This window comes from Escherichia sp. TW14182 (assembly GCF_000208525.1).
Lineage (GTDB): Bacteria > Pseudomonadota > Gammaproteobacteria > Enterobacterales > Enterobacteriaceae > Escherichia > Escherichia ruysiae.
The window spans coordinates 1-22,690 of sequence record NZ_AEJZ01000040.1 but is presented as its reverse complement, the minus strand read 5'-3'; the positions used below and the strand labels follow the sequence as shown (position 1 = coordinate 22,690).

The 22,690-nt window shown below is 49.0% G+C and carries 24 protein-coding genes and 2 tRNA genes; 5 read left to right on the top strand and 21 right to left on the bottom strand.

What is annotated here, in order from left to right; all coding sequences use genetic code 11:
* The 10 genes from cheY to flhD all read right to left on the bottom strand — a co-directional run.
* Positions 1-342, bottom strand: a 342-nt coding sequence (gene cheY / locus EQY_RS0104105) for a chemotaxis response regulator CheY (RefSeq protein WP_000763856.1), incomplete at its 3' end; no start/stop codon positions are given.
* Between the two features lie 14 nt (positions 343-356).
* Entirely contained in the window at positions 357-1,406 is a 1,050-nt protein-coding gene (cheB, locus tag EQY_RS0104100; protein ID WP_000036399.1) for a protein-glutamate methylesterase/protein glutamine deamidase, read from the bottom strand.
* Positions 1,407-1,408: 2 nt separating this feature from the next.
* On the bottom strand, positions 1,409-2,269 hold the full coding sequence (gene cheR / locus EQY_RS0104095; RefSeq protein ID WP_000204524.1) for a protein-glutamate O-methyltransferase CheR: 861 nt from the start codon (positions 2,267-2,269) through the stop codon (positions 1,409-1,411).
* Between the two features lie 148 nt (positions 2,270-2,417).
* Positions 2,418-4,079: a methyl-accepting chemotaxis protein II gene (gene tar / locus EQY_RS0104090; protein ID WP_024212391.1), complete on the bottom strand. Its 1,662-nt coding sequence runs from the start codon at positions 4,077-4,079 to the stop codon at positions 2,418-2,420.
* A gap of 144 nt (positions 4,080-4,223) precedes the next feature.
* Complete coding sequence (cheW, locus tag EQY_RS0104085; protein ID WP_000147302.1) at positions 4,224-4,727, bottom strand: chemotaxis protein CheW; 504 nt, start codon at positions 4,725-4,727, stop codon at positions 4,224-4,226.
* Positions 4,728-4,747: 20 nt separating this feature from the next.
* Positions 4,748-6,712, bottom strand: coding sequence for a chemotaxis protein CheA (gene cheA / locus EQY_RS0104080; RefSeq protein WP_077629640.1), 1,965 nt, complete (start codon positions 6,710-6,712; stop codon positions 4,748-4,750).
* A gap of 4 nt (positions 6,713-6,716) precedes the next feature.
* Positions 6,717-7,643: a flagellar motor protein MotB gene (motB, locus tag EQY_RS0104075; RefSeq protein WP_000788499.1), complete on the bottom strand. Its 927-nt coding sequence runs from the start codon at positions 7,641-7,643 to the stop codon at positions 6,717-6,719.
* Positions 7,640-8,527, bottom strand: a complete 888-nt coding sequence (motA, locus tag EQY_RS0104070; protein WP_000906346.1) for a flagellar motor stator protein MotA — start codon at positions 8,525-8,527, stop codon at positions 7,640-7,642. The genes motB and motA overlap by 4 nt, the downstream gene beginning before the upstream one ends.
* 123 nt (positions 8,528-8,650) lie before the next feature.
* Positions 8,651-9,229, bottom strand: coding sequence for a flagellar transcriptional regulator FlhC (gene flhC, locus EQY_RS0104065; RefSeq protein ID WP_001291590.1), 579 nt, complete (start codon positions 9,227-9,229; stop codon positions 8,651-8,653).
* Positions 9,230-9,231: 2 nt separating this feature from the next.
* Positions 9,232-9,582 (bottom strand): flagellar transcriptional regulator FlhD, encoded by a 351-nt coding sequence (gene flhD, locus EQY_RS0104060; RefSeq protein WP_001516558.1) that lies wholly within the window; start codon positions 9,580-9,582, stop codon positions 9,232-9,234.
* 776 nt (positions 9,583-10,358) lie between these two features.
* Here flhD and uspC point away from each other — a divergent pair.
* Entirely contained in the window at positions 10,359-10,787 is a 429-nt protein-coding gene (gene uspC / locus EQY_RS0104055; protein WP_000122665.1) for a universal stress protein UspC, read from the top strand.
* Between the two features lie 6 nt (positions 10,788-10,793).
* Here the strand turns inward: uspC and otsA are convergent, their stop codons facing one another.
* From otsA to araF, 5 genes are all read right to left on the bottom strand, one after another.
* Positions 10,794-12,218, bottom strand: coding sequence for an alpha,alpha-trehalose-phosphate synthase (gene otsA / locus EQY_RS0104050; RefSeq protein WP_024212390.1), 1,425 nt, complete (start codon positions 12,216-12,218; stop codon positions 10,794-10,796).
* Positions 12,193-12,996 (bottom strand): trehalose-phosphatase, encoded by an 804-nt coding sequence (gene otsB, locus EQY_RS0104045; RefSeq protein ID WP_000138759.1) that lies wholly within the window; start codon positions 12,994-12,996, stop codon positions 12,193-12,195. Before otsB ends, otsA begins: the two co-directional genes overlap by 26 nt.
* A gap of 163 nt (positions 12,997-13,159) precedes the next feature.
* A complete protein-coding gene (gene araH, locus EQY_RS0104040; RefSeq protein WP_000100212.1) occupies positions 13,160-14,146 on the bottom strand; it encodes an arabinose ABC transporter permease AraH in 987 nt (328 codons plus the stop codon).
* Between the two features lie 14 nt (positions 14,147-14,160).
* Positions 14,161-15,675 carry an arabinose ABC transporter ATP-binding protein AraG gene (araG, locus tag EQY_RS0104035; RefSeq protein ID WP_001187834.1) on the bottom strand — a complete coding sequence of 505 codons (1,515 nt, stop codon included), beginning with the start codon at positions 15,673-15,675 and terminating at the stop codon, positions 14,161-14,163.
* 73 nt (positions 15,676-15,748) lie between these two features.
* Positions 15,749-16,738, bottom strand: coding sequence for an arabinose ABC transporter substrate-binding protein AraF (gene araF / locus EQY_RS0104030; RefSeq protein WP_000548667.1), 990 nt, complete (start codon positions 16,736-16,738; stop codon positions 15,749-15,751).
* 791 nt (positions 16,739-17,529) lie between these two features.
* Here araF and EQY_RS0104025 point away from each other — a divergent pair.
* On the top strand, positions 17,530-18,033 hold the full coding sequence (locus EQY_RS0104025; RefSeq protein ID WP_000246122.1) for a non-heme ferritin-like protein: 504 nt from the start codon (positions 17,530-17,532) through the stop codon (positions 18,031-18,033).
* Between the two features lie 83 nt (positions 18,034-18,116).
* On the opposite strand, the gene yecJ is transcribed toward EQY_RS0104025, so the two are convergent.
* Together yecJ and azuC are read right to left on the bottom strand one after the other, a co-directional pair.
* The gene (yecJ, locus tag EQY_RS0104020) at positions 18,117-18,368 is read right to left on the bottom strand and encodes a DUF2766 family protein YecJ (RefSeq protein WP_000082132.1); all 252 of its coding nucleotides are present in this window, start codon (positions 18,366-18,368) and stop codon (positions 18,117-18,119) included.
* Positions 18,369-18,483: 115 nt separating this feature from the next.
* Positions 18,484-18,570, bottom strand: a complete 87-nt coding sequence (gene azuC / locus EQY_RS25550) for a stress response protein AzuC (RefSeq protein ID WP_077629254.1) — start codon at positions 18,568-18,570, stop codon at positions 18,484-18,486.
* Positions 18,571-18,833: 263 nt separating this feature from the next.
* Between azuC and yecR the strand changes: the two genes are divergently transcribed.
* Together yecR and ftnA are read left to right on the top strand one after the other, a co-directional pair.
* Positions 18,834-19,157, top strand: coding sequence for a YecR family lipoprotein (gene yecR / locus EQY_RS0104010; RefSeq protein WP_000681392.1), 324 nt, complete (start codon positions 18,834-18,836; stop codon positions 19,155-19,157).
* Positions 19,158-19,335: 178 nt separating this feature from the next.
* Entirely contained in the window at positions 19,336-19,833 is a 498-nt protein-coding gene (gene ftnA / locus EQY_RS0104005; RefSeq protein ID WP_000917207.1) for a non-heme ferritin, read from the top strand.
* Between the two features lie 37 nt (positions 19,834-19,870).
* On the opposite strand, the gene EQY_RS0104000 is transcribed toward ftnA, so the two are convergent.
* Positions 19,871-20,110, bottom strand: coding sequence for a YecH family metal-binding protein (locus tag EQY_RS0104000; protein WP_000094894.1), 240 nt, complete (start codon positions 20,108-20,110; stop codon positions 19,871-19,873).
* A 190-nt stretch (positions 20,111-20,300) separates the two neighbouring features.
* On the opposite strand from EQY_RS0104000, the gene tyrP reads away from it, so the two are divergent.
* Positions 20,301-21,512 (top strand): tyrosine transporter TyrP, encoded by a 1,212-nt coding sequence (gene tyrP, locus EQY_RS0103995; RefSeq protein ID WP_000797587.1) that lies wholly within the window; start codon positions 20,301-20,303, stop codon positions 21,510-21,512.
* 62 nt (positions 21,513-21,574) lie between these two features.
* Here the strand turns inward: tyrP and yecA are convergent, their stop codons facing one another.
* The 3 genes from yecA to EQY_RS0103980 form a co-directional block, all read right to left on the bottom strand.
* Positions 21,575-22,240 (bottom strand): UPF0149 family protein YecA, encoded by a 666-nt coding sequence (yecA, locus tag EQY_RS0103990; protein ID WP_000847898.1) that lies wholly within the window; start codon positions 22,238-22,240, stop codon positions 21,575-21,577.
* Positions 22,241-22,434: 194 nt separating this feature from the next.
* A tRNA-Leu gene (locus EQY_RS0103985) sits at positions 22,435-22,521 on the bottom strand.
* A 12-nt stretch (positions 22,522-22,533) separates the two neighbouring features.
* Positions 22,534-22,607: transfer RNA gene (locus tag EQY_RS0103980), tRNA-Cys, on the bottom strand.
* Between the last annotated feature and the right edge of the window lie 83 nt (positions 22,608-22,690).

Genomic DNA, 22,690 nt, shown 5'->3' with positions numbered 1-22,690 from the left:
CGCGGCGGTAAATTGCTTAACCACATAGCCACTGGCCCCCGCTTGTGCTGCCGCGATAATGTTCTCTTTCTTCGCCTCAGCGGTCACCATCAGCACTGGCAACGCCGACATCGCACCATCAGCACGAATGGTTTTCAGCAACTCCAGACCATCCATATTCGGCATATTCCAGTCGGAAATCACAAAGCCATAACCGCCCGCCTGTAACTTGTTGAGAGCATCAGCGCCATCTTCCGCTTCCTCAACATTGTTGAAACCCAGCTCTTTCAGCAGGTTACGCACAATGCGTCGCATGGTGGAAAAGTCATCCACAACCAAAAATTTAAGTTCTTTATCCGCCATTTCACACTCCTGATTTAAATACGTATCGCCTGTCCGACACTGATTTTCGCCAGCATTTGCTGGCTTACCTGGCTAAGATCGACCACTTCGCAGACGCCCCCCAGATTGATGGCCTCGCGCGGCATACCGAACACCACACAGCTTGCTTCGTTTTGCGCAAGGGTCCATGCCCCCGCCTGACGCATCGCCAACATTCCCGCCGCACCGTCGTTGCCCATACCGGTGAGGATCACTCCAACCGCGTTGCGCCCCGCCTGTCTGGCGACAGAATGAAACAACACATCCACCGACGGTCGATGGCGGTTAACCGCCGGGCCATCGTGAATTTTGATTTGATAGTTCGCGCCGCTGCGCGCCAGTTCCATATGTCGATCGCCCGGTGCGATATAGGCATGTCCCGGCAAAACACGTTCTCCGTCTTCGGCCTCTTTAACACCGATTTGACACAGCTTATTCAGGCGGTCGGCAAAAGAACGGGTAAAGCCAGGCGGCATATGCTGGGTGATTAACAGTGCCGGGCTGGAAAGCGGCAGCGGCTGCAATACGTGCCGAATTGCCTCGGTGCCCCCCGTTGAAGCACCAATCGCAATCAGTTTTTCTGAACTCAACAACGGCCCCGCTTTCAGCGTTGCCGGAGCCGATAATGGTTTATGCGCCGCGAGGCTCGCCCTCGACGCCGTACGCACCTTTTCAGCGATCATTTCGCTGTACGCCAGCATCCCTTCTCGAATACCCAGTTGCGGTTTAGTGACAAAATCAATCGCCCCCAACTCCAGCGCACGCAGCGTCACTTCAGAACCTTTGCCGGTCAGAGAAGAAACCATCACAACGGGCATTGGACGCAAACGCATTAATTTTTCGAGGAAATCCAGTCCATCCATCCGTGGCATTTCAACATCCAGCGTCAGCACATCGGGGTTGAATTTCTTAATCAAATCTCGCGCGACCAGCGGATCGGGCGCCGTTGCCACCATTTCCATATCGCTATGGCTGTTGATGATTTCCGTCATGATCTGGCGCATCAGTGCCGAATCATCGACAGACAACACCCTGATTTTGCTCATGGTTAATCCTTACTTAGCGCATACACCGTCTGCCCACGCAGCGTGAAGCTGCGCTCAAGGTGGCTGAAATTTTCAGAGTGCCCCGCAAACAGCAATCCGTCAGGTTTAAGTAGTGGCACGAAGCGGCGCAAAATCTCCTGTTGGGTCGTTTGATCAAAGTAGATCATGACGTTACGGCAGAAGATCGCATCAAACGGCCCCGGTACGGTGTACTGTTTCGCCAACAAATTCAGCGAGGAAAAATCGACATAGCTCGCCAGTTCCTGGCGCACACGCACCAGCCCTTCATGCGGCCCCGTGCCGCGCATGAAGTAACGCTGGAGTTGTTGTGGCGTCAGGTTTTTCAGTTCTTCATGGCGATAAATGCCGCTTCTGGCTTTTTCCAGCACTTCGGTGTCGATATCACTGGCGAACACTTTCCAGCGTCCAGGCGCGGTGCCTAATGTGTCCGCCAGCGTCATGGCAATGCTGTACGGCTCTTCACCAGTCGACGCCGCCGCGCTCCATACACGATATTCCCCAGAACGACGGCGAGCGTGAGCCGCGAGCAGTGGGAAATGATGCTCTTCACGGAAAAATGCCGTCAGGTTGGTAGTCAGCGAGTTAATAAATGCCTGCCACTCGCCGCTAAGCTGATTAGATTCCAGCATGTTCAGATAATGACCAAAATCGGCCAGTCCCAGCGAGCGCAAACGGCGTATCAACCGGTTGTAGACCATGTCACGCTTGTGGTCGGCCAGAACAATCCCCGCACGTTGATAGATCAATTGACTTATCCGCCGAAAATGAACGTCGGAAAGCGCAAGGCGCTCGCTCATCTGTAACAATAAAGACGTTTGCCCACAGGGCTGAGATGATGTCATAGCGCCTTCTCAATCACTTCAGGAAACCACTGGCACAGCCTGTAACTGCACCGATTGTGTTGTAATAGCGCCACCAGAAACGATAAGCGCGACGTTCTGTTGCATCATCAGCCTCATCTGGCGGCAATGGCGCTTGAGTAAATACCCATCAAAATGTTTCCCAGTTTGGCTCTTGTTCAGCGATACGCCGCCGCGACTGCGCAGGTGATTGCTCACTGGCAGGCTGGGATTTTAGTGGTGGTTTGTGGTTTAGCTGACTGGCTGCCAGACGAAATGCGGATACTGCCTGCGTTAAACGACCGGCCTGCTCTTCCAGTGCGGCAGCAGCGGCGGCTGACTCCTGCACCAACGAGGCATTCTGTTGAGTGACGCGATCCATTTCCGACACGGCCAGCGCAACTTGATCAATGCCACGGCTCTGCTCATCGGAGGCTGAAGCAATTTCCCCCATAATGTCGGTGACGCGCGTAACCGCATTAACGATATTCGTCATCGTTTCCCCGGCGCTTTCGACCAACACCGAACCGGTATCAACGCGGGAAACAGAGTCTTCTATCAGAGCTTTGATCTCTTTTGCTGCCTGGGCGCTGCGACTGGCAAGATTACGCACTTCGCCTGCCACCACGGCAAAACCACGGCCCTGTTCCCCGGCACGCGCGGCTTCAACAGCGGCATTCAGTGCGAGGATATTGGTCTGGAAGGCAATGCCGTCGATTACGCTAATAATGTCGGCGATTTTCTTCGAACTGTCGGCGATTTCATGCATGGTTTTCACCACGCCATCCACCACTTTGCCGCCGTGCAGCGCGGTGTCGGAGGCACTTTGTGCCAGTTGCGAGGCCTGACGGGCGTTATCGGCGTTCTGTTTCACCGTCGCGGTGAGCTGTTCCATGCTGGCGGCAGTTTCTTCCAGCGCGGATGCCTGCTGTTCAGTGCGTGATGAAAGATCGGTATTGCCCGCTGCAATTTCACGTGTACCGACATAGATGGCGTCCGACCCCTGGCGCACATGGGTGACTGTGTCGGTCAAAGAACGCTGCATATGCGAAACGCTCTGCGCCAGTTCGCCCATTTCACTGCGCCCATCAATGATGAGGCTATTCGCCAGGTTACCACCGGCAATTTCGCGAATGTGAGCAATGATTTTCGCCAGCGGGGTAAGCAACATACGGCGGATGCCGTACCACGCCACCAGCAAAATCAATACCACCACCAGCGCGATAACCGCCAGTTGCCACTGGGAAAAGCGGTAATCTTCCGCATTGTTAGTGACGATATCGCGGTAAAGTTTTTCACTACTGAGGGCGTACTGAGCAAACGCTTCGCCCATCGCATTTTGCATTCCCTGAGTTGGTTGAGCGAAATAGGCGCCAGTATTGCCATAATCAAGATAATCAATCAGTTCAGTTAACGCTGTGTGATAGTTTTTGTATTTTTCATCAATATTACGACTGGTGGCGACCATTTCAGGTAACGGTGCCATGCTTTTGAATTTTTTAAAATGAGTCGCTGCCTGGGCCAATGTTTTCCTGGCGCTATCAAGCAATTCAACTTTGGCGTTACTTTGTTGATTGGATGAATCCATCATCATCCGCACCGCCGAACGGCTCAAATTAATGCGCGTTTGTAGCATTAAATCCCAGGTTGAGGTTAGCTCACTCTGTTGTTCCCGTAGTTCATTGGAAACGACAAAGCTTTTCTGGCTATGGTGAAGCGAAGAAAAAAACAAACTGCCGGAAATTAGCTGTAACAGTGCGAATACCCCCAGCACCATTACCAACAGCGTGACTACGCGGATACGGTTAATCATAAGGCACCTTCCTGAAAACAAGTTGATCTCGTTATCGGCAAGGAAGGGGGAAACTTTATTGCTGATGCCACCCGCCGCGAAATTGAAATAAAAAACCCGATGCGCAGATCATCGGGTTCATTTCAATTGAGGAAATCAGGAGAATTACGCCACTTCTGACGCCGCGCTATCTAACAGCGCCATCTCTTCGCTATTCAGCAGTTTTTCGATGTTCACCAGAATCAACATACGGTCGCCCAGTGCGCCCAATCCAGTGAGATATTCTGTTGAAAGCGTCACGGCAAATTCCGGTGCCGGACGAATTTGCTCCGCCGTCAATGAAAGCACGTCTGAAACGCCGTCAACCACGATGCCGACCACCCGTTGTCCGAGATTCAGTACGATAACTACCGTGTTGTCGTTATAGTCCACATCCACCTGGCTGAACTTAATTCGTAAGTCAACAATCGGCACAATAACGCCGCGCAGATTCGTGACGCCTTTGATAAACGCTGGCGTGTTTGCAATCCGTGTTACCTGATCGTAGCCACGGATCTCCTGCACTTTCAGAATATCAATACCGTACTCTTCATCACCAAGGGTAAATACCAGAAATTCCTGGCCTGACGGCTCGCTGGCCAGCTTTGTTACATTCGTCATACCGGTCATATTGTTACCTTTTTACTCATTCAGGCGGCGGTGTTCGCCATACGTTGTTCGCGGTTTATCGTCTGCAAGGCAGAAACATCAACAATCAGTGCCACGCTGCCGTCGCCGAGAATCGTTGCGGCGGATATTCCCGGGATTTTGCGATAGTTACTTTCCAGGTTTTTCACTACTACCTGGTGTTGACCAATTAATTGATCCACCAGCAAAGCGTAGCGGCGACCGCCACTTTGCAGGATCACCACAATTCCCTGAGTCGCTTCAGTTTTCGCGCCCGTGACGTTGAACACTTTCCACAGTTCGACGATAGGCAGATATTCACCACGTACTTCCAGTACCCGCTCGCCGCCCGCCAGTGGATGCAGATCGGCTTCATGGGGTTGCAGTGATTCCATGACGGCATTCAGCGGCAGAATGAAAACTTCATCTGCAACACGTACAGACATGCCATCGAGGATCGCCAGCGTCAGCGGCAGTAAAATGCGGATCGTAGTTCCTGCGCCCGGCGTCGATTTGATTTCGACATGACCGCCCATCTCCTGGATATTACGTTTGACGACATCCATACCAACGCCGCGTCCGGAGACATCGGTAACCTGCTCTGCTGTAGAAAAACCAGGAGCAAATATCAGCATTGCCACTTCGTCATCCGTCATGTTGTCGCTGACGGTCAGACCTTGTGAAACAGCTTTTGCCAGAATCCGTTCACGGTTTAGCCCCGCGCCATCGTCGGTCACTTCGATGCAGATGTTGCCGCCCTGATGTTCAGCAGACAGAACCAAATTTCCGACGCTGTTTTTGCCTGCGGCGAGGCGTTTTTCCGGCAGTTCAATTCCGTGGTCGAGACTGTTGCGTACCAGATGGGTCAGCGGGTCAATAATGCGTTCTATCAGGCTCTTGTCGAGTTCAGTGGAACTGCCCACCAGCGTCAGTTCTACCTGTTTGCCGAGTTTTCCCGCCAGGTCACGTACCAGCCGGGGATAGCGACTAAAGACATATTCCATTGGCATCATGCGGATCGACATCACCGATTCCTGCAAATCACGGGCGTTACGTTGTAACTGCCCCATGCTGGTAATCAAATCACCATGATTAACCGGGTCCAGTTCGCTCGAACGCTGAGCCAGCATCGACTGGGTGATGACCAGTTCGCCGACAAGGTTAATCAGTTGATCAACCTTCTCTACAGCCACACGGATACTGGTGGATTCGCTGCCGCGCGGCGGTTTTTCCCGTTCTGTCCGTACAACTGGCGCTTCTGCGGCGGCAAGTTTAAGCACCGGTGGCGCAGATACTTTCGCCGTAGACTCAACGCTTTCAAAGGCAATCTGATCGGCCTCAATGACAAAACAAAGCACCGCAGTAATGTCGTCTTCCGCAATATCTCCCGCTAATGTCGCCGATAACGAATCGGCTCCTTTCACCACGTCAGTCAACGTTGTCAGATGTCCCAGCTCTTCTTCCAGCAGATCGATTTCTCCCGCTTTCAGGCGCGAAAGGATAATTCGTCGCGGCGATTGGCGGCTATTCTGACCATCTTGCGGTTCATTTTTGGCAACCACACTTAATCGGGTCACTGCGGATACCGTTTCGCCTTTCGCTTCTAATGCCAGTTGACGCAAGGCCTGGCAGATATAATCGAAGCTGGCGGTATCTGGCTCTTGTGACTGTTTATAAGCGTCGAGCTGTTCTTGCATGATGTCCTTCGTTTCCAAAAACAGATTGATAATGTCGGTATTAAGCTGCATCTCACCACGTCTGGCTTCATCGAGCAGATTTTCCATCAGATGCGTGGTTTCCTGTAACACAGTAAAACCAAAGGTTCCTGCCCCTCCTTTGATGGAATGGGCTGCACGAAAGATGGCATTCAACTGTTCGGCATCTGGCGCTTCTGGCTGCAAATTAAGCAGATGCTGCTCCATATCGGCTAACAGTTCGTCCGCCTCATCAAAAAATGTCTGATAAAAATCGCTTATATCCATGCTCACGCAGTCACCTCGGTTCGGCTGATGGCATTGTGGGAACACTGACCTGCGGTGCGCTCCCTGTTTTTTCCAGAACACTTACCGGCTCATTCTGGCTTTCAGCGTTTTCATGCAAAATAGCTTGTTCTGCTTGTCTGTTCAGAACCAGCAGGCTGATTCGACGGTTGACGGCATCATCAGGTCCACGATCGCTCAAACGCATGGTGGCTGCCATGCCGACAACGCGCAGAATTTTGCCATCAGCCAGACCGCCCACCATTAGCTCACGGCGCGACGCATTGGCGCGTTCGGCAGAAAGCTCCCAGTTGCTATAGCCTTGCTCGCCATTGGCGTAAGGGAAATCATCGGTATGACCGGAGAGACTGATACGGTTAGGAATACCGTTCAGCACAGGCGCAATACTCCGCAGAATGTCGCGCATATAGGGTTCGACGTCGGCACTACCGGTTTTAAACATCGGGCGATTCTGGCTGTCGATAATCTGGATGCGTAAACCTTCCTGTACCAGATCGATTTTGAGATGTGGACGCAGCGCCCGTAGTTTCGGGTCTGATTCAATAAGCTGGTCGAGATCGCCCCGCAATTTCCGCAGCCGACTTTGCTCCATGCGTTTTTTCAGTTCTTCAATGTCCGGTTGCTTATTCACTTCTCCCTGGCTTTGGGTGTAATCATCACCCCCGCCAGGAATTGGGCTTTCACTATTAGAAATGCGATCACCGCCCGTTACTGCCGTCGCCAGCGGCGTGCGGAAATATTCTGCAATCTGAATCAGCTCTTTTGGGCTGGAGATGGAGATCAGCCACATCACCAGAAAAAAAGCCATCATCGCAGTCATAAAGTCAGCATAAGCAATCTTCCACGATCCATGCGCCGAGCCGTGACTTTTCGCTTTGCGTCGCTTGACGACAATAATTGGATGCGCGTGATTCTTCATGCTTCCTCGGTTGTCGTCTGCTGTTGCGGATTTTTCACTGCACGAACGTGCTCTTCCAGTTCGACGAACGACGGGCGCTCGCTGGAGTAGAGCGTTTTGCGACCAAATTCAACCGCAATTGGCGGTGCATAACCGTTGAGATTAGAAAGCAGTATGACTTTGACGCACTGCATCATTTTGCTGGTTTCGGCGCTTTTTTGACGTAAAACACTAGCTAGTGGGGAAATAAATCCGTAAGCCAATAAAATACCTAGGAAAGTCCCCACCATCGCATGTGCGATAAGCGCCCCCAGTTCGGCGGCAGGTCGGTCAGCCGAACCGAGCGCGTGAACCACTCCCATCACAGCCGCGACAATACCAAATGCCGGGAGCGAGTCACCGACCAGCGCCAGACTGTTTGCCGGGACTTCCGCCTCGCTTTCGTGAGTCTCGATCTCTTCATCCATCAAAGCTTCGATTTCAAAGGTATTCATGTGACCACTAATAATCAGGCGCAGATAATCGACAATAAAATCAAGCATGACGGCATCAGCCATAATGCGAGGATAACTGGCGAAGATCTCGCTCTCGCGAGGATTTTCAATATCGCGCTCCAGCGAAAACATGCCCATCTGGCGTGATTTCGCCATTAGCCGGTAAAGCAGCGCCAGCAGATCCATATACATTGCTTTGGTGTATTTGGAGCGGCGAAACAGTAACGGCAGCGCCTTAAGCGTGCCTTTGATGGCTTTACCGTTGTTGCCGACAATAAACGACCCAATACCTGCACCGGCAATAATCACCAGTTCAGCGGGTTGATAAAGTGCTCCAAGGCTTCCGCCGGTCATCAAATAACCGCCGAAAACTGTACCGAGAACAACCAGGTAACCTAATAAGATAAGCACGACATCATCCTTTCACTGTTGACCATGACAGGATGTTCAGTCGTCAGGCGTTAACTTACGGTCGGGGAAAAAAGCAGCGACAATCAGTTGCCGCTGCTGGAATGTTTCGCCATATCGCGTGAGTTAAACAGCCTGTACTCTCTGTTCATCCAGCAGTTGAGGGATAATATCGGCAGGGTCTTGAGAAAGTTTACGTCTTTTTACCGCTCGTGATGGCGGCTGACATAAGCTGCAGGCAAAGCTGCCAACAGGCTGATGGGCATGGGTGATAAAATTACCGCCGCAGCACTTGCAACTGGAAAGTTGTAGTAAACCACTTTCAACAAATCGCACCAGTGTCCAGGCGCGTGTCAACGCCAGCAGCGGCCCATCTTCGGCTTGCGGACACTGTTCGAGGTATAAACGATAGGCTTTGATTACTGCATCGACGCCGTTACATAACCCGGTTTTCAGCAAAAACTGCCATGCATTACAAAACATCGACGCATGAACATTTTGTTCCCAGGTCATAAACCAGTCGGTGGAGAATGGCAGCATACCTTTCGGCGGCGGACTTCCGCGCAGTTCTTTATAGAGTTTGATCAGGCGTCCGCGACTTAATTGTGTTTCACTTTCCAGCATCTGCAAACGAGCACCGAGGGTGATCAATTCCATTGCCAGCTGAATATCCCGGGCTTCCTGAACAATGCTTTTTTCGCTCATTATCAGGCCCTTTTTTTACGCAGCACTTCTTCGGGCTGATTAACATCATTCAACAAACGCGTAGAGAGCATGATACCGGTATGAACTTGCTGGAGATCGTCAACGCGGGAATCCTGCGTCAACTGATTAATAGTCTGGTGGCTGTCAAAGCGGAAATGACAAATCAGTTGATTGGTTTCTGCCAGTTTAACCATTTGCGGAAGCGTCAGCGTCGCTAACGTTGTTGCCATTTCTTCATTAATACCGAGACGAAACATGGCGGACGCTTTGTCCTGAACGATCAGACGTTGTGCAAGAAGTAAATATGACAAATTGATGTCATAAATATGTTTCAGCAACTCGGAGGTATGCATTATTCCCATCCAGAATAACTAACTTTATTTTTATGCGGTATCACCGCACCCCGTGATGTCGCCGGGAAATCCCGGTAAAAAGTAAATAACCATGGAATAGTTGCGATCAACGAAAAAACACAAGCATCGTAAGCGATGAAACCATCCCTTACAGAGAATAGTGTTTTTTACACTTAACTAAGATTTTTCCTAATTCGACGCAACTGTACTCGTCACCACTCACACATACAACGGAGCGACGCTGCGATTTTCGATAATGTGTGACTCAGATCACACAAAACACTCAATTACTTAACATTAATGTATAAGTCATACTTTTGTTTTGATGATATTTCATTCTGTTAAAAAGTTTTTCAGCGCCTCTGGCTTCAAAAATGAAGTAGAGGCATAAATTTATTATGTTGCGCACTGTTAATATAAATCACCGTAAATAACCATCTGTTATGTATGAAATAAATTTATTTACCCTCTATAACTTATTTTCAAACAGAGAGTTACATAACATGACCCAGTTCAAGTGAAAATAAAGCCGAGACCCCCTTAAATGTTATATAAATGTTTTTCAAACATTAACCATTTGTTTTATAAGGAAAATAGATAATTTTACTTCTTACAGCCATACTGGCGATCGAATAATAACATTGCGGTACTAATTAATTATTCTTACTAGTAACCAGCCTAATATTTACCTTTTTGACTGAGTTGTTATTGCATCAATGCCTCATTCAGAGTAAAGCTGTAATAACACCTGAAGTTCACAGAATAAGGAGCAGGTTATGAGCTATACCAATGTTCTTGTTGCTGTAGCTGTCTCGCCAGAAAGCCAGCAACTGTTGACAAAAGCGGTCTCTATCGCCCGTCCGGTTAATGGGCGCATAAGTTTGATCACTCTCGCTTCCGACCCGGAAATCTTCAATCAATTAGCCGCACCGATGCTTGAAGATTTACGCAGCGTGATGCATGAAGAAACACAAAACTTTCTTGATAAATTAATAAAGGATGCGGGATATCCGGTAGAAGAGACATTTATTGCTTACGGTGAGTTAAGCGAACATATTCTGGCAGTGTGCCGTAAGCATAAATTCGATTTGGTGATTTGCGGCAATCATAACCACAGTTTCTTTTCGCGAGCATCCTGCTCAGCGAAAAGTGTGATTGCCTCAAGCGAGGTCGATGTACTACTGGTTCCGCTTAAGGGAGATTAACTGCCATTACGCCATTTTCGGAAAGGTAGCAACTTTATCGCGCTGCTGACTTTCCGCGCTTCGCGGAACTATCTGCTTTAGGTCGCGAATAAAATACTCCTGCCAGTGATTAATGTCGTTTTTCACAATAACTTCCAGCATTTCTGCATGGCGGGAAATACGTTCCGCCAGCGACATCGTCAACGCCCGATTGAGCGCCGCCGCAACTTCATCACGATCGTAGGGGTTTACAATTAACGCCGACGTCAGTTCGTTTGCCGCTCCGGCAAATTGCGAAAGTACCAGTACGCCCGGATTGGCAGGATCCTGTGCGGCAACATACTCTTTCGCGACCAGGTTCATTCCGTCGCGCAGCGGCGTCACTAATCCAACATCAGAATAGCGGAAGATTTTCATCAGTAATTTACGATCAAAATGCTGATTCAGATAATAAAGCGGCGTCCAGCCTAATTGACCATATTTGCCGTTAATTCTCCCGGCTTCATTTTCCAACTGATGACGAATATCCTGATACGCTTGCACATCACCACGCGACGTTGGCGCAATCTGGGTATAGCGAATTTTACCGTGATGTTGCGGATAGTTTTCCAGCAACGCTTCATAGGCGAGAAAACGCTCCGGCAAACCTTTGGAATAATCCAGTCGTTCGACAGAAAAGATATTTTGTACGTTTTTCAGTTCCGCTTTTAGTTGCGCCAGTTTTGCCGGCAATGGTCCGGCAGCCTGTTTGGCTATCTCATCTGGTTCAATGCCAATGGGGTAAACTTCGGTTCGAAACGCTTTGCCCCAGGCCGTATGGCTTTTTGAGCTACGCGTCGTAACGCGGGTCAGGTTAGAAAGGCAATCCAGGAACGCCAGGCGATCGTTCTCTGTCTGGAAACCCAGCAAATCATAATCACAAAGCTGTTCAAGCAAGGTGTCATACGTCGGCAGCGCATTGAATATTTCCGGCGTCGGGAAAGGAATATGCAGGAAGAAACCAATGCGATTATTCACCCCTCGTTTGCGTAATTCATGCGCAAATGGCAACAGGTGATAATCGTGAACCCAGATAATGTCATCGTCTTCTAGCAGCGGCAGTAATTTATCTGCCAGCAACGCATTTACGCGTAGATAGCCGTCCCAGGCAGGACGCTGAAATTGCACCAGATCGAGTCGATAATGAAATGCAGGCCAGAGAACGGCATTGGAGAATTGGTTGTAGTATTCGTCGAGATCCTTTTCACTGAGGTTAAAAGAGGCCCAGGTAATATTTCCTTTTTTCACCTTTTTTAGCGGCTGATCCTCATTCCCCGTTTCGCCACTCCAGCCAAACCACAGTCCACCTGCAGCTTTCAGTGCACCCAGTATGCCGACAGCAAGGCCACCGGCACTGGCGGCGTGCTCGTCTGGTGGTGCAATCCGGTTAGATACTACGACTAAACGACTCATAGTCATCACTCCTGTTATTTTCTCTTTTTTGTTGTTGTAATGCGTTGGTTATCATTTCAAGCCAGCTCCAGACATCCGGCACGCCCGCCAGCCGCCATGATGCCTGAGTCGCTCCGGTGCCAATTTTCACTGACATTCCACCCAGTCGGTTAACGACCGCGAAGCCAGATTCATCGGTTAAATCATCGCCCAGAAAAACGGGCTTACGGCCGATAAAGGGAGCTTCCTGCATAAAGGCAGCAATCGCCTCCCCTTTACTGGTGTTTCCTGGTTTAATCTCGACGACACACTTTCCCTGCTGTAATGCCATTTGCGGCCAAATCTGGGTAATGCGTTGCGCTAATCTCAATAAGGCGTCTTCGTGCTGCGGCGCCTGACGATAGTGCAGCGCAAACGCCATCCCTTTCGCCTCCAGCTCCGCACCGGGATAGTGGCTGATTGCCGTATGCAGTTGAACACTAATATCGCGGGCAATCGCATCCGGCAGATGAACGATATGCGTTTTACCATTGATGTCACGGCGCTCCGCCCCATGCACACCCGCTAACGGGAAGCGATAAGGTTTTGCCAGTGCGTCAAGCTCGACCATTGAGCGCCCTGATATCAATGCCAATGCACCATCACTTGCGGCTGCCAGTAGCTGAAGTCCTTGCAGAATATTGTCAGGCACGACGACCTGATCGGGATGCGGTTTAATTTCCGCCAGCGTTCCATCGAGATCAAAAAACCAGGCATATTTCGCGGATAGTTCAGGGGGTTCGGTTAACGGTTCTGTCACCCGGTACTCCTCCTTATCTTTTTATAGTTCGCGCAGAACGCGCTTTACAGACATGTAAGTATAGACAGTGTGACGTAGCTCGCCATTTGCAAAAAAGAACAGCCAGCCGTTGTGGCGGCTGGCTGTGGAGGAAAAAAGGGCTAAATTTTTGCGGAAAAAAGCATCAAACAGTGCGTTTCGCTTTTTGCTTGTAACGGTCGAAGATCACCGCCGCCAGCAGGATTAAGCCACGAACCACGTACTGCGCGAAAGGAGAAATATTGAGCAGGTTCATAGCATTTTCTACAGTACCTAAAATTAAGATACCCGCCACCACATATGAGATTTTTCCGATGCCACCTTTCAGAGAAACGCCACCTAAAACGCAGGCTGAGATAACAATCAACTCATAGCCAATCGAGGTCATCGGCTGACCGCTGGTCATGCGCGAAGCCAGAACAATCCCGGCAATCGCCGATACCAGACCAGAGAGAACAAAGATAATGATTTTGGTGCGGACAACCGGTACACCTGCCAGACGCGCGGCCTCTTCGTTACCACCAATCGCCAGCGTATTACGACCAAAGGTAGTTTTGTTCAGCAGCAAGCCAAAGATTATCAGGCAAGCGACAGTGAGCCAGATTGGCGCAGGCAGGCCGAACCAGTTGGCATAACCGAGAGCAAAGAAACTTTCATCTTCGATACCGACCGCTTTACCGTCGGAGATAATATACGCCAGACCACGGACAATCTGCATCGTCGCCAGCGTGGTAATCAAAGCGTTAATTTTAAGTTTGGCGATAACAAAACCATTCACCAAACCGCAGAGGACGCCCAGCAGCAAACCTGCCGCCACGCCTATCCACAGGCTTTCGGTCAGATTGATAACCACCGCCGTAGTAACACCTGCACAGGCAATTACCGAAGCAACAGAAAGGTCAAAGTCACCCGACGCGAGACAGAACAACATGCCGCACGCCACCATCCCCGACATGGAGATTGCCAGCCCCAGCCCTTTCATATTAATGAAGGTGGCAAAGTTCGGGACAAAAATGGCACAGGCGATAAACAGCACCGCAAACACCACCAGCATACCGTACTGATCCCAGATACGCCCGAAGCTGAATGACGACTTAGATGCACCAGAACCCGATGTAGAAACAGAAGACATCATACTCTCCTTACTCAGGCAACTGCCTGGCTGACTTTAGGCATAGCAAGGCTTAGTGCCTGACGCTCATCTGCCTGCTCGTGTAGCAATTCACCCGCGATTTCACCTTCACACATGACGATAATACGGTCGGCAACGCCGAGGACTTCGGGCAGATCGCTGGAGGCAAACAGCACCGCCACGCCCTGCGCCGCCAGCGCATAAATCACGTTATATATTTCGTGCTTGGCTCCCACATCAATACCGCGCGTAGGTTCATCCAGCAAAATGACCTTCATCTCTTCCGATAACCAACGCCCCAGAATGGCTTTCTGCTGATTACCACCGGAGAGATTCATGATTAATTGCTCCGCTCCCGGCGTTTTGATATTGAGCGAACGAATATGGTGATCAGCATTATTCGCTTCCCAGCCGTTATTGATCACACAACCACCAAGCACATGTTTGCGACGGGCACTGATGTTGATATTGTCACGAACGGAATGCACCGGAATAATACCTTCCGCTTTGCGATCTTCCGGACAGAGCATCATGCCAGCGGCAATGGCGTGACCCGGCTTGCGAATATCAATCGGCTTTTGGTCGATATAAACCTGACCGGCGGTGATTTGCGTACCACCAAACATGCCTTTCATTAATTCGCTGCGTCCAGCCCCCACCAGACCAAACAGACCAACAATTTCACCACTGCGAACGGTCAGGCTTATTGGCGTACGCACGCCTGGCGCCTTAACTGCATCCAGGCGCAATCGCTCCTCACCATAGCTACGCGGTTGCCAGCCGTAGATATCGCCGATATCGCGACCGACCATCGCCTGTACCAGAACGTCGTGGTTAATCTGCTGCATATCGGTGAAAGTTTTGACGTAACGTCCATCTTTAAAGACGGTGATGGCATCGCTGAGAGCAAATATTTCTTCCATACGGTGAGAAACGTATAAGATCACCCGCCCCTCTTTTCGTAGCTCACGAATAACGCGGAAAAGATTGTCGATTTCACGGGCAGACAGGGAGCTGGTTGGCTCATCAAAGGCGATAATTTTGGCGTTACGCGCCAGAGCTTTGGCAATTTCAACCATCTGCCACTGACCAATGGAGAGATATTTCAGCGGCGTAGCCGGGTCAATATCCATACCCAGATGTTTGAGTTGTAAACCTGCTTCATAATTCAGCAGTGAACGATTTACAATGCCGCCTTTATGGGGAAGCTGGCCGAGATAAATATTTTCCGCGACGGTCATTTCCGGCACGAGATGCAGTTCCTGGTAAATAATCGCCACGCCCGCGTTAAGCGCAGTGGTCGTGTCGGAAAAGGACATTTCTTGTCCATTAATCACTACAGAACCCGTGGTTGGCGCATAGTTTCCGCTAAGGATTTTTAAGAGTGTTGATTTTCCTGCGCCATTTTCACCCATCAACGCATGAACCTGACCGGCATAGCAGTCAAAACTAATATCCGTCAACGCCTTAACGCCGGGGAAAGTTTTACCAATGCCGCGAAATGAGAGATACGGGGTAGACTGTTGCATAACGTCTCCGTGAATCACTGGTCTTTCTCACCCCCTCTGCACAATAAAGGCAGAGGGGAATTTTTACGGCAGATTACTTACCGCCTAAACCTTTTTTCTCCAGTTCTTCTTTAAAGTTGTCGCGCGTAATCAGAACTACATCGGTAACTTCAGTGAATTTTGGTGGTTCTACGTCTTTCGCTACCCAGTTGTAGAGCATTTCGCTGGATTTATAGCCATGTACGTCCGGACTTGGCAGGAGTGAACCGTAGAAACCGGTAGCCTGCGCTTTGGACAGCTCGCTCACCGCATCCACCCCATTGATACCGATACCAATGATGTCCGCCGCTTTAAAGCCCTGACCTTCCGTTGCACGTACACCGCCCAGCACGGTGCTGTCGTTCATCCCGACAATCAACCAGTGTTTAACTTCAGGGTGCTGAACCAGCATGGAGTTGGCGGCGTCAAATGCCCCAGGGATGTCGTTAGATTTGGTGGGAACCTGATATATTTGTTTTTCCGGGAATCCGGCGGCTTTCAGCGCGTCCATAGACCCCGTGGTACGGCGACGAGCGGTATCCAGTTCGTTGGCAGTAATCGCCATTACGGCACTTTCTTTTACGTCCCAACCACGTTTTTGCATCTCTTTATACAGTTCCTGACCCTGACGCTCACCAATTTTGGTCGCCGCCATCATCACCAGCGGCACGGTATCCATCGGCTTACCCTTGGCATTTACAAACTGGTCATCCACGGCAATCACTTTCATACCATAGCCACGTGCTTTCGCCACAATTGCGGAACCCAGTTTCGGGTCTGGCGTACAAATGACAAACCCTTTCGCACCGCTGGCAGCCAGACTGTCGATGGCGTTCAGCGTCTTTTCGCCATCCGGCACGGCAATCTTAATAACGTCAAACCCTAAATCTTTCCCGGCTTTATCGGCAAACTTCCATTCGGTCTGGAACCACGGCTCTTCTGGTTGCTTTACCAGGAAACCGAGTTTCAGGTTTTCCGCCATAGCGGATTGTGACATAACGGCAGCCAGACCAATGGCTGCAAGAGCTTTAGTAAATTTGTGCATGGTTATCTCCAGCTTTAGCGTCATTTTGTGTAGGGCAAAAACTAAGAACTTTTGTTAATTCAATCGGAAAACAAAGCATTACCTTTAGCGAAAAGATAATTGACTGTGTTGGCATAGTTTTAGCGAGAAATTAATTCTCCATAGGAGAGCAATATCACATAGCAGAATTACAGTGAGAACGTGCATAAATTCAGCGAGAAATGACATACTGGAAACGGTAATTGTCTGACAAATCAAAAAGGCATTAGCAGAATAATCCATGACATTAGCCTGGAAATCCTTGTGGTATGCGTTGAGAGGCTGAGAGTGTCTTTTTTTAATCTAATTATTACCGGGTAATAGGTTGTTCATTTACGCTGAATAGTGAAAGGAGGATGAAGTCTCTAATCCTTGCAACAATCAATTTCCACATTAATTATCACCACCCTTATTAATTAAGGGGAACGCTATAATGAGAGCATCATCGCATAACTAAAAAAATATCTTAAAATATCAAAACATCATCATGTTATTAATAATTTATTTCAATATCAATGAGATACACCAACACAGCGCATTAGGAATTATTGCAAACTAATTGTTCTCATCAATGAAATGTAAAAAAAATATAAATCTGGTGATTTAAGGATTTTCTTATATCCGTTCAGACGTTATGCTTATTTCAGATCATCGTCAGAATTGACTCCACGATCACATTTTGGACATGCAGAAAGGAATTATTCTGCAATAAGTAATTACGGTGTTTTGATTCATCTTGCACCTCACGTCTTCTGGATATAAGGATATTAGGTATGGCAACCACTGGAATGCTTCTCAAACTCAACACCCAAATGAACCGCGAGTTTTATGCATCCAATCTCTACCTTCACCTGAGCAAATGGTGTTCTGAACAAAGTCTGAATGGCACCGCTACTTTCCTTCGCGCCCAGGCACAGAGTAACGTGACGCAAATGATGCGCATGTTTAACTTTATGAAAAGTATCGGAGCAACTCCCATCGTTAAAGCTATCGATGTACCAGGAGAAAAACTTAACTCCCTGGAAGAACTCTTCCAAAAGACGATGGAAGAATATGAGCAGCGTTCAAGCAAGCTGTCACAATTAGCCGATGAAGCTAAAGAATTGAATGATGATTCTACCGTCGATTTCCTGCGCGATCTGGAAAAAGAACAGCAGCACGATGGTCTGTTGTTGCAGACCATTCTTGATGAAGTACGCAGCGCGAAACTTGCCGGTATGTGCCCTGTCCAGACCGACCAGCATGTTCTTAATGTCGTGTCGCATCAGATACATTAATCATGTTCGGCGCTTTAAAACATGCGCCGGATACAAATAATTTTGAGAAAGCCGCTGCTTCATACTTTGAAGCAGCGGTTTTTTTAATGGGATTCACCTTGCGGAGTAAATTTCAGTTCAATCAGCGCGATGGCTTTTTGGATAGCGCGCATCGTTACCGGCTCGGCTGCGGCGGGATGGTTAGTAAAATCGATATTCTTCAACTGGCTGGACATTTTTTCACGCAACTCAACAGGTGCGGTCACATCGAGTACGTCGAGAATTTGTTTGATTACCAACTGGCAAGCGACAACATCAGAGACCAGTTCCTGATCGGCATTCAGCGGCTGGGACATTGTAAACTCCTGATAGCTTTTTGAAAGCCGCTATAGTAGCGGCTTCCCCTCCACAGCGATAGTCACATCCGCCATCACCAGGGCACAAAAAAACCTGCCGAAGCAGGTTTTTTTGTTATCTGAACATATTGCCTGGCGGTACGTCTTTGAACGTCTTGCAATAGTTATCAAACATGCTTTTCAGGATTTTGCGTAGTTTCATCGAGGTACTCCGACCATTTGTTATGCAGGTGTTATCGTCTTTGCGCTTATAATATGACATTCATCACAAAAATCAATCTTTATGTGATCTGTATCACATAAATACCCCTTTTATGTTATGAAATTGATAACCACAAAGTCCCCATAAAGCGCCTGACTTCTGGGAAAAGCAAGGAATAGCACCGATCCGTCGTCTTTTCTGTCCATAACCTGGTACTGCGCGCGGGTACAATACCAGTTTCTTCTCCCTCTTCAGGCCGTGACATGAAACATCTGATATTTATTTTTTCACTTTTAACATTAGCGGGCTGCACCGTAACTCGTCAGGCTCAATTGAGCGAAGTTAATGTCACGAGCGGTATTGTGCGCCTCGTTTATAATCAGGCATTTTTACAACACGCCCGTACTGACAGCTATCTTAATCAAAGAATAGCGGAACGCGCATGTCAGCACGCAGGGTTTACCCGCGCTATTGCGTTTGGGCAACCTGTAAGTAACTGTAGTCTGTTTGCGGGATCGTTATGCCTGAATACGGAATTTACGCTGTCGTATCAGTGCCAAAATTTAATGCCCTCGACTTATCAATAAAGACCTTAATCAGCGAGGGATGCTTCGCTGGTTAATTAATTCCACGAATAGCGTTAATGCGTTTTATTCCCATTCGTATTTTTAATAATTGAATTTAATATTTTACCTTTTGCAAATAATAAAATAACAAATTATAGTGGCGCCACAGCAACAAAAATAACCTTTATGGAGCACTATCATGCTGAAACCAGAAATGATTGAAAAACTCAATGAGCAGATGAACCTGGAACTGTACTCTTCACTGCTTTATCAGCAAATGAGCGCCTGGTGCAGCTATCATACCTTTGAAGGCGCGGCTGCGTTTCTCCGCCGACACGCCCAGGAAGAGATGACGCATATGCAGCGTCTGTTTGACTATCTGACCGATACCGGAAACTTACCGCGTATTAATACCGTTGAATCCCCGTTTGCTGAATATTCTTCACTTGATGAATTATTCCAGGAAACCTATAAGCATGAACAATTAATCACGCAGAAAATTAATGAACTGGCTCACGCTGCCATGACCAACCAGGATTACCCAACGTTTAATTTCCTGCAATGGTATGTTTCTGAGCAACATGAAGAAGAGAAATTGTTCAAATCGATTATTGATAAATTAAGTCTGGCCGGTAAAAGCGGCGAAGGTCTTTATTTCATCGATAAAGAACTTTCTACCCTCGACGCGCAAAATTAATCTACTCTGGCGGCAGATTTACTGCCGCCGTTTCATATCAGTGGCGACAAATTTTACTTGTATCGGTTGAGAACCCTTCTTCACCGGGAATAAATTTACCTTTCGCCGCCAGAAACGCCACCAGTTCTCCCGCAGTCATCCCTTCCGCCGAGCAGGTATGAAAACGCGCCTGTTCACCAAAACACGCTTTGATCGCCGCTTCCAGACTGGCGTGCGTATATTGCTCGCCTGATTCAATCATCATATTTAACACTTCATGACCGTGAATAGAGCTCATCGTTCCTCCTCAAAAAGGGCATAGCGTAGCGATAGCTGCTCATCAAGGCTTTGCGCCAGCGCAGTTCTGAATGCATTTTATTGTACATTTTCATTTACACTAAATGTAACGCCGATTTGACGAAAAATGTAGAATGCCTTAACCTGCGCCGCAGATATCACTCATAAAGATCGTCAGGACAGAAGAAAGCGTGAAAAACAGAACTCTGGGAAGTGTTTTTATCGTGGCAGGAACCACAATTGGCGCGGGTATGTTGGCAATGCCGCTGGCGGCAGCAGGCGTCGGTTTTAGTGTCACATTGACATTGTTAGTTGGTCTGTGGGCATTGATGTGTTACACCGCACTGCTACTGCTGGAGGTGTATCAGCATGTACCCGCAGATACCGGTCTGGGCACGCTGGCAAAACGCTATCTGGGGCATTATGGGCAGTGGCTGACAGGCTTCAGTATGATGTTTTTAATGTACGCCCTGACGGCGGCGTACATTAGCGGCGCCGGTGAATTGCTGGCCTCCAGCATCAGCGACTGGACGGGTATTCCAGTGTCGGCAACCACTGGCGTGTTGTTGTTCACTTTTGTTGCCGGTGGTGTGGTTTGTGTCGGGACGTCGCTGGTCGATTTATTTAACCGCTTTCTGTTCAGCGCCAAAATTATTTTTCTGGTGGTGATGCTGGTATTGCTGCTACCGCATATTCACAAAGTGAATCTTTTAACCCTGCCGCTACAACAAGGACTTGCGTTGTCGGCGATCCCGGTAATTTTTACGTCATTTGGCTTCCACGGTAGTGTACCGAGCATCGTCAGTTATATGGATGGCAACATTCGCAAGCTGCGCTGGGTATTTATTACCGGTAGTGCGATCCCTCTGGTGGCGTATATATTCTGGCAACTGGCGACACTGGGCAGCATTGATTCAACAACCTTTATGGGACTGCTGGCTAATCATGCCGGGCTAAACGGGCTGTTACAGGCATTACGCGAAGTGGTGGCCTCACCGCATGTCGAACTGGCGGTGCATTTATTTGCTGACTTAGCCCTCGCAACGTCCTTCCTCGGCGTAGCATTAGGCTTATTTGATTATCTTGCGGATCTGTTTCAGCGTTCAAATAGCGTTGGCGGGAGAATGCAAACCGGGGCAATTACTTTTCTGCCACCGCTGGCATTTGCGCTGTTTTACCCACGTGGCTTTGTAATGGCGCTGGGTTACGCCGGTGTGGCGCTGGCTGTACTGGCGTTGATTATCCCTTCCCTTTTGACCTGGCAGAGCAGAAAGCATAATCCACAAGCAGGTTATCGGGTGAAAGGCGGCCGTCCAGCGTTGATACTGGTGTTTCTCTGTGGTATTGGCGTGATTGGAGTGCAATTTTTGATTGCAGCAGGGTGGTTACCAGAAGTGGGGTGATCAAATAACCTCACATATCCCTGTTGGGTGCCAGAATTAACTCTGGCACCCAATGTGACCTCTTAATGCAAGCAGCACTGCTTAAATTTCTTACCACTACCGCACGGGCAAGGATCGTTACGACCGGGTTTTTCTTCTGCTTTTATCGGTTGCTGAACAGGCTTTTCCTGCTGATGAGCCATCCAGTAAGCATGCAAATCAAGTGCCGCCAGTCGAATGGCATCCACACTCTCATCAAACGCTTCCGGCGACAGCTTCTCTACCCGCTCGAAGTTTTCTTCCGTACCGTGCAGCGCAATCGCCTCAAGCGCCGGTTTTAAGGATTCAGGCAATGCCGACCAGTCAGAGAGAGCAACGCCACGCATATAGCCAAAGCACCACTCCTCAACAATCGTCAACTCACTACCATCAACCTCTCGCAGACCAAATAACGGCTCAAACTGTTCAGGAAATTCGTTCAGACGCTCTGCGGTATCGGCCATATGTTGAAAAGCCAGGTTCATAAAGCGCGTCATCTCTTTTTCTGACGCCCAGCGCGGTACATAGTCCGCCCCACCCCAGACGGCCACCAACCACTGTTCTGGTTCAATTTCTTGCGGAGAACTCAACACCGCCGTCAATAAACCGTCCAGCTCAGCTACATCAAGGATGGCGTGGTCTGTGTTGTATTTGGTCAGGATATCATCCAGCCATTCCAACTCACTTTCGTTCAACGGTCCCGTTTTCATACGCTTTTCCTTGTGGATCTCGACTCGCCAGCGTCTATCTTACATGTCGGTCTGGCATAGAGATACTTTTTGAGTGGATTACCCAGTGATTAAAAATAAGAGGGGTATAACGATAAGTGGCAGATACAAAAAAACCACCCGAAGGTGGTTTCACGACACTGCTTATTGCTTTGATTTTATTCTTATCTTTCCCATGGTACCCGGAGCGGGACTTGAACCCGCACAGCGCGAACGCCGAGGGATTTTAAATCCCTTGTGTCTACCGATTCCACCATCCGGGCTCGGGAAAAAAGTGGAGGCGCGTTCCGGAGTCGAACCGGACTAGACGGATTTGCAATCCGCTACATAACCGCTTTGTTAACGCGCCAAATTCTTCAGGCTTTTCAGCCAGACACCCGCTTAAGCCGATGTCTTTTAAACTGGAGCGGGAAACGAGACTCGAACTCGCGA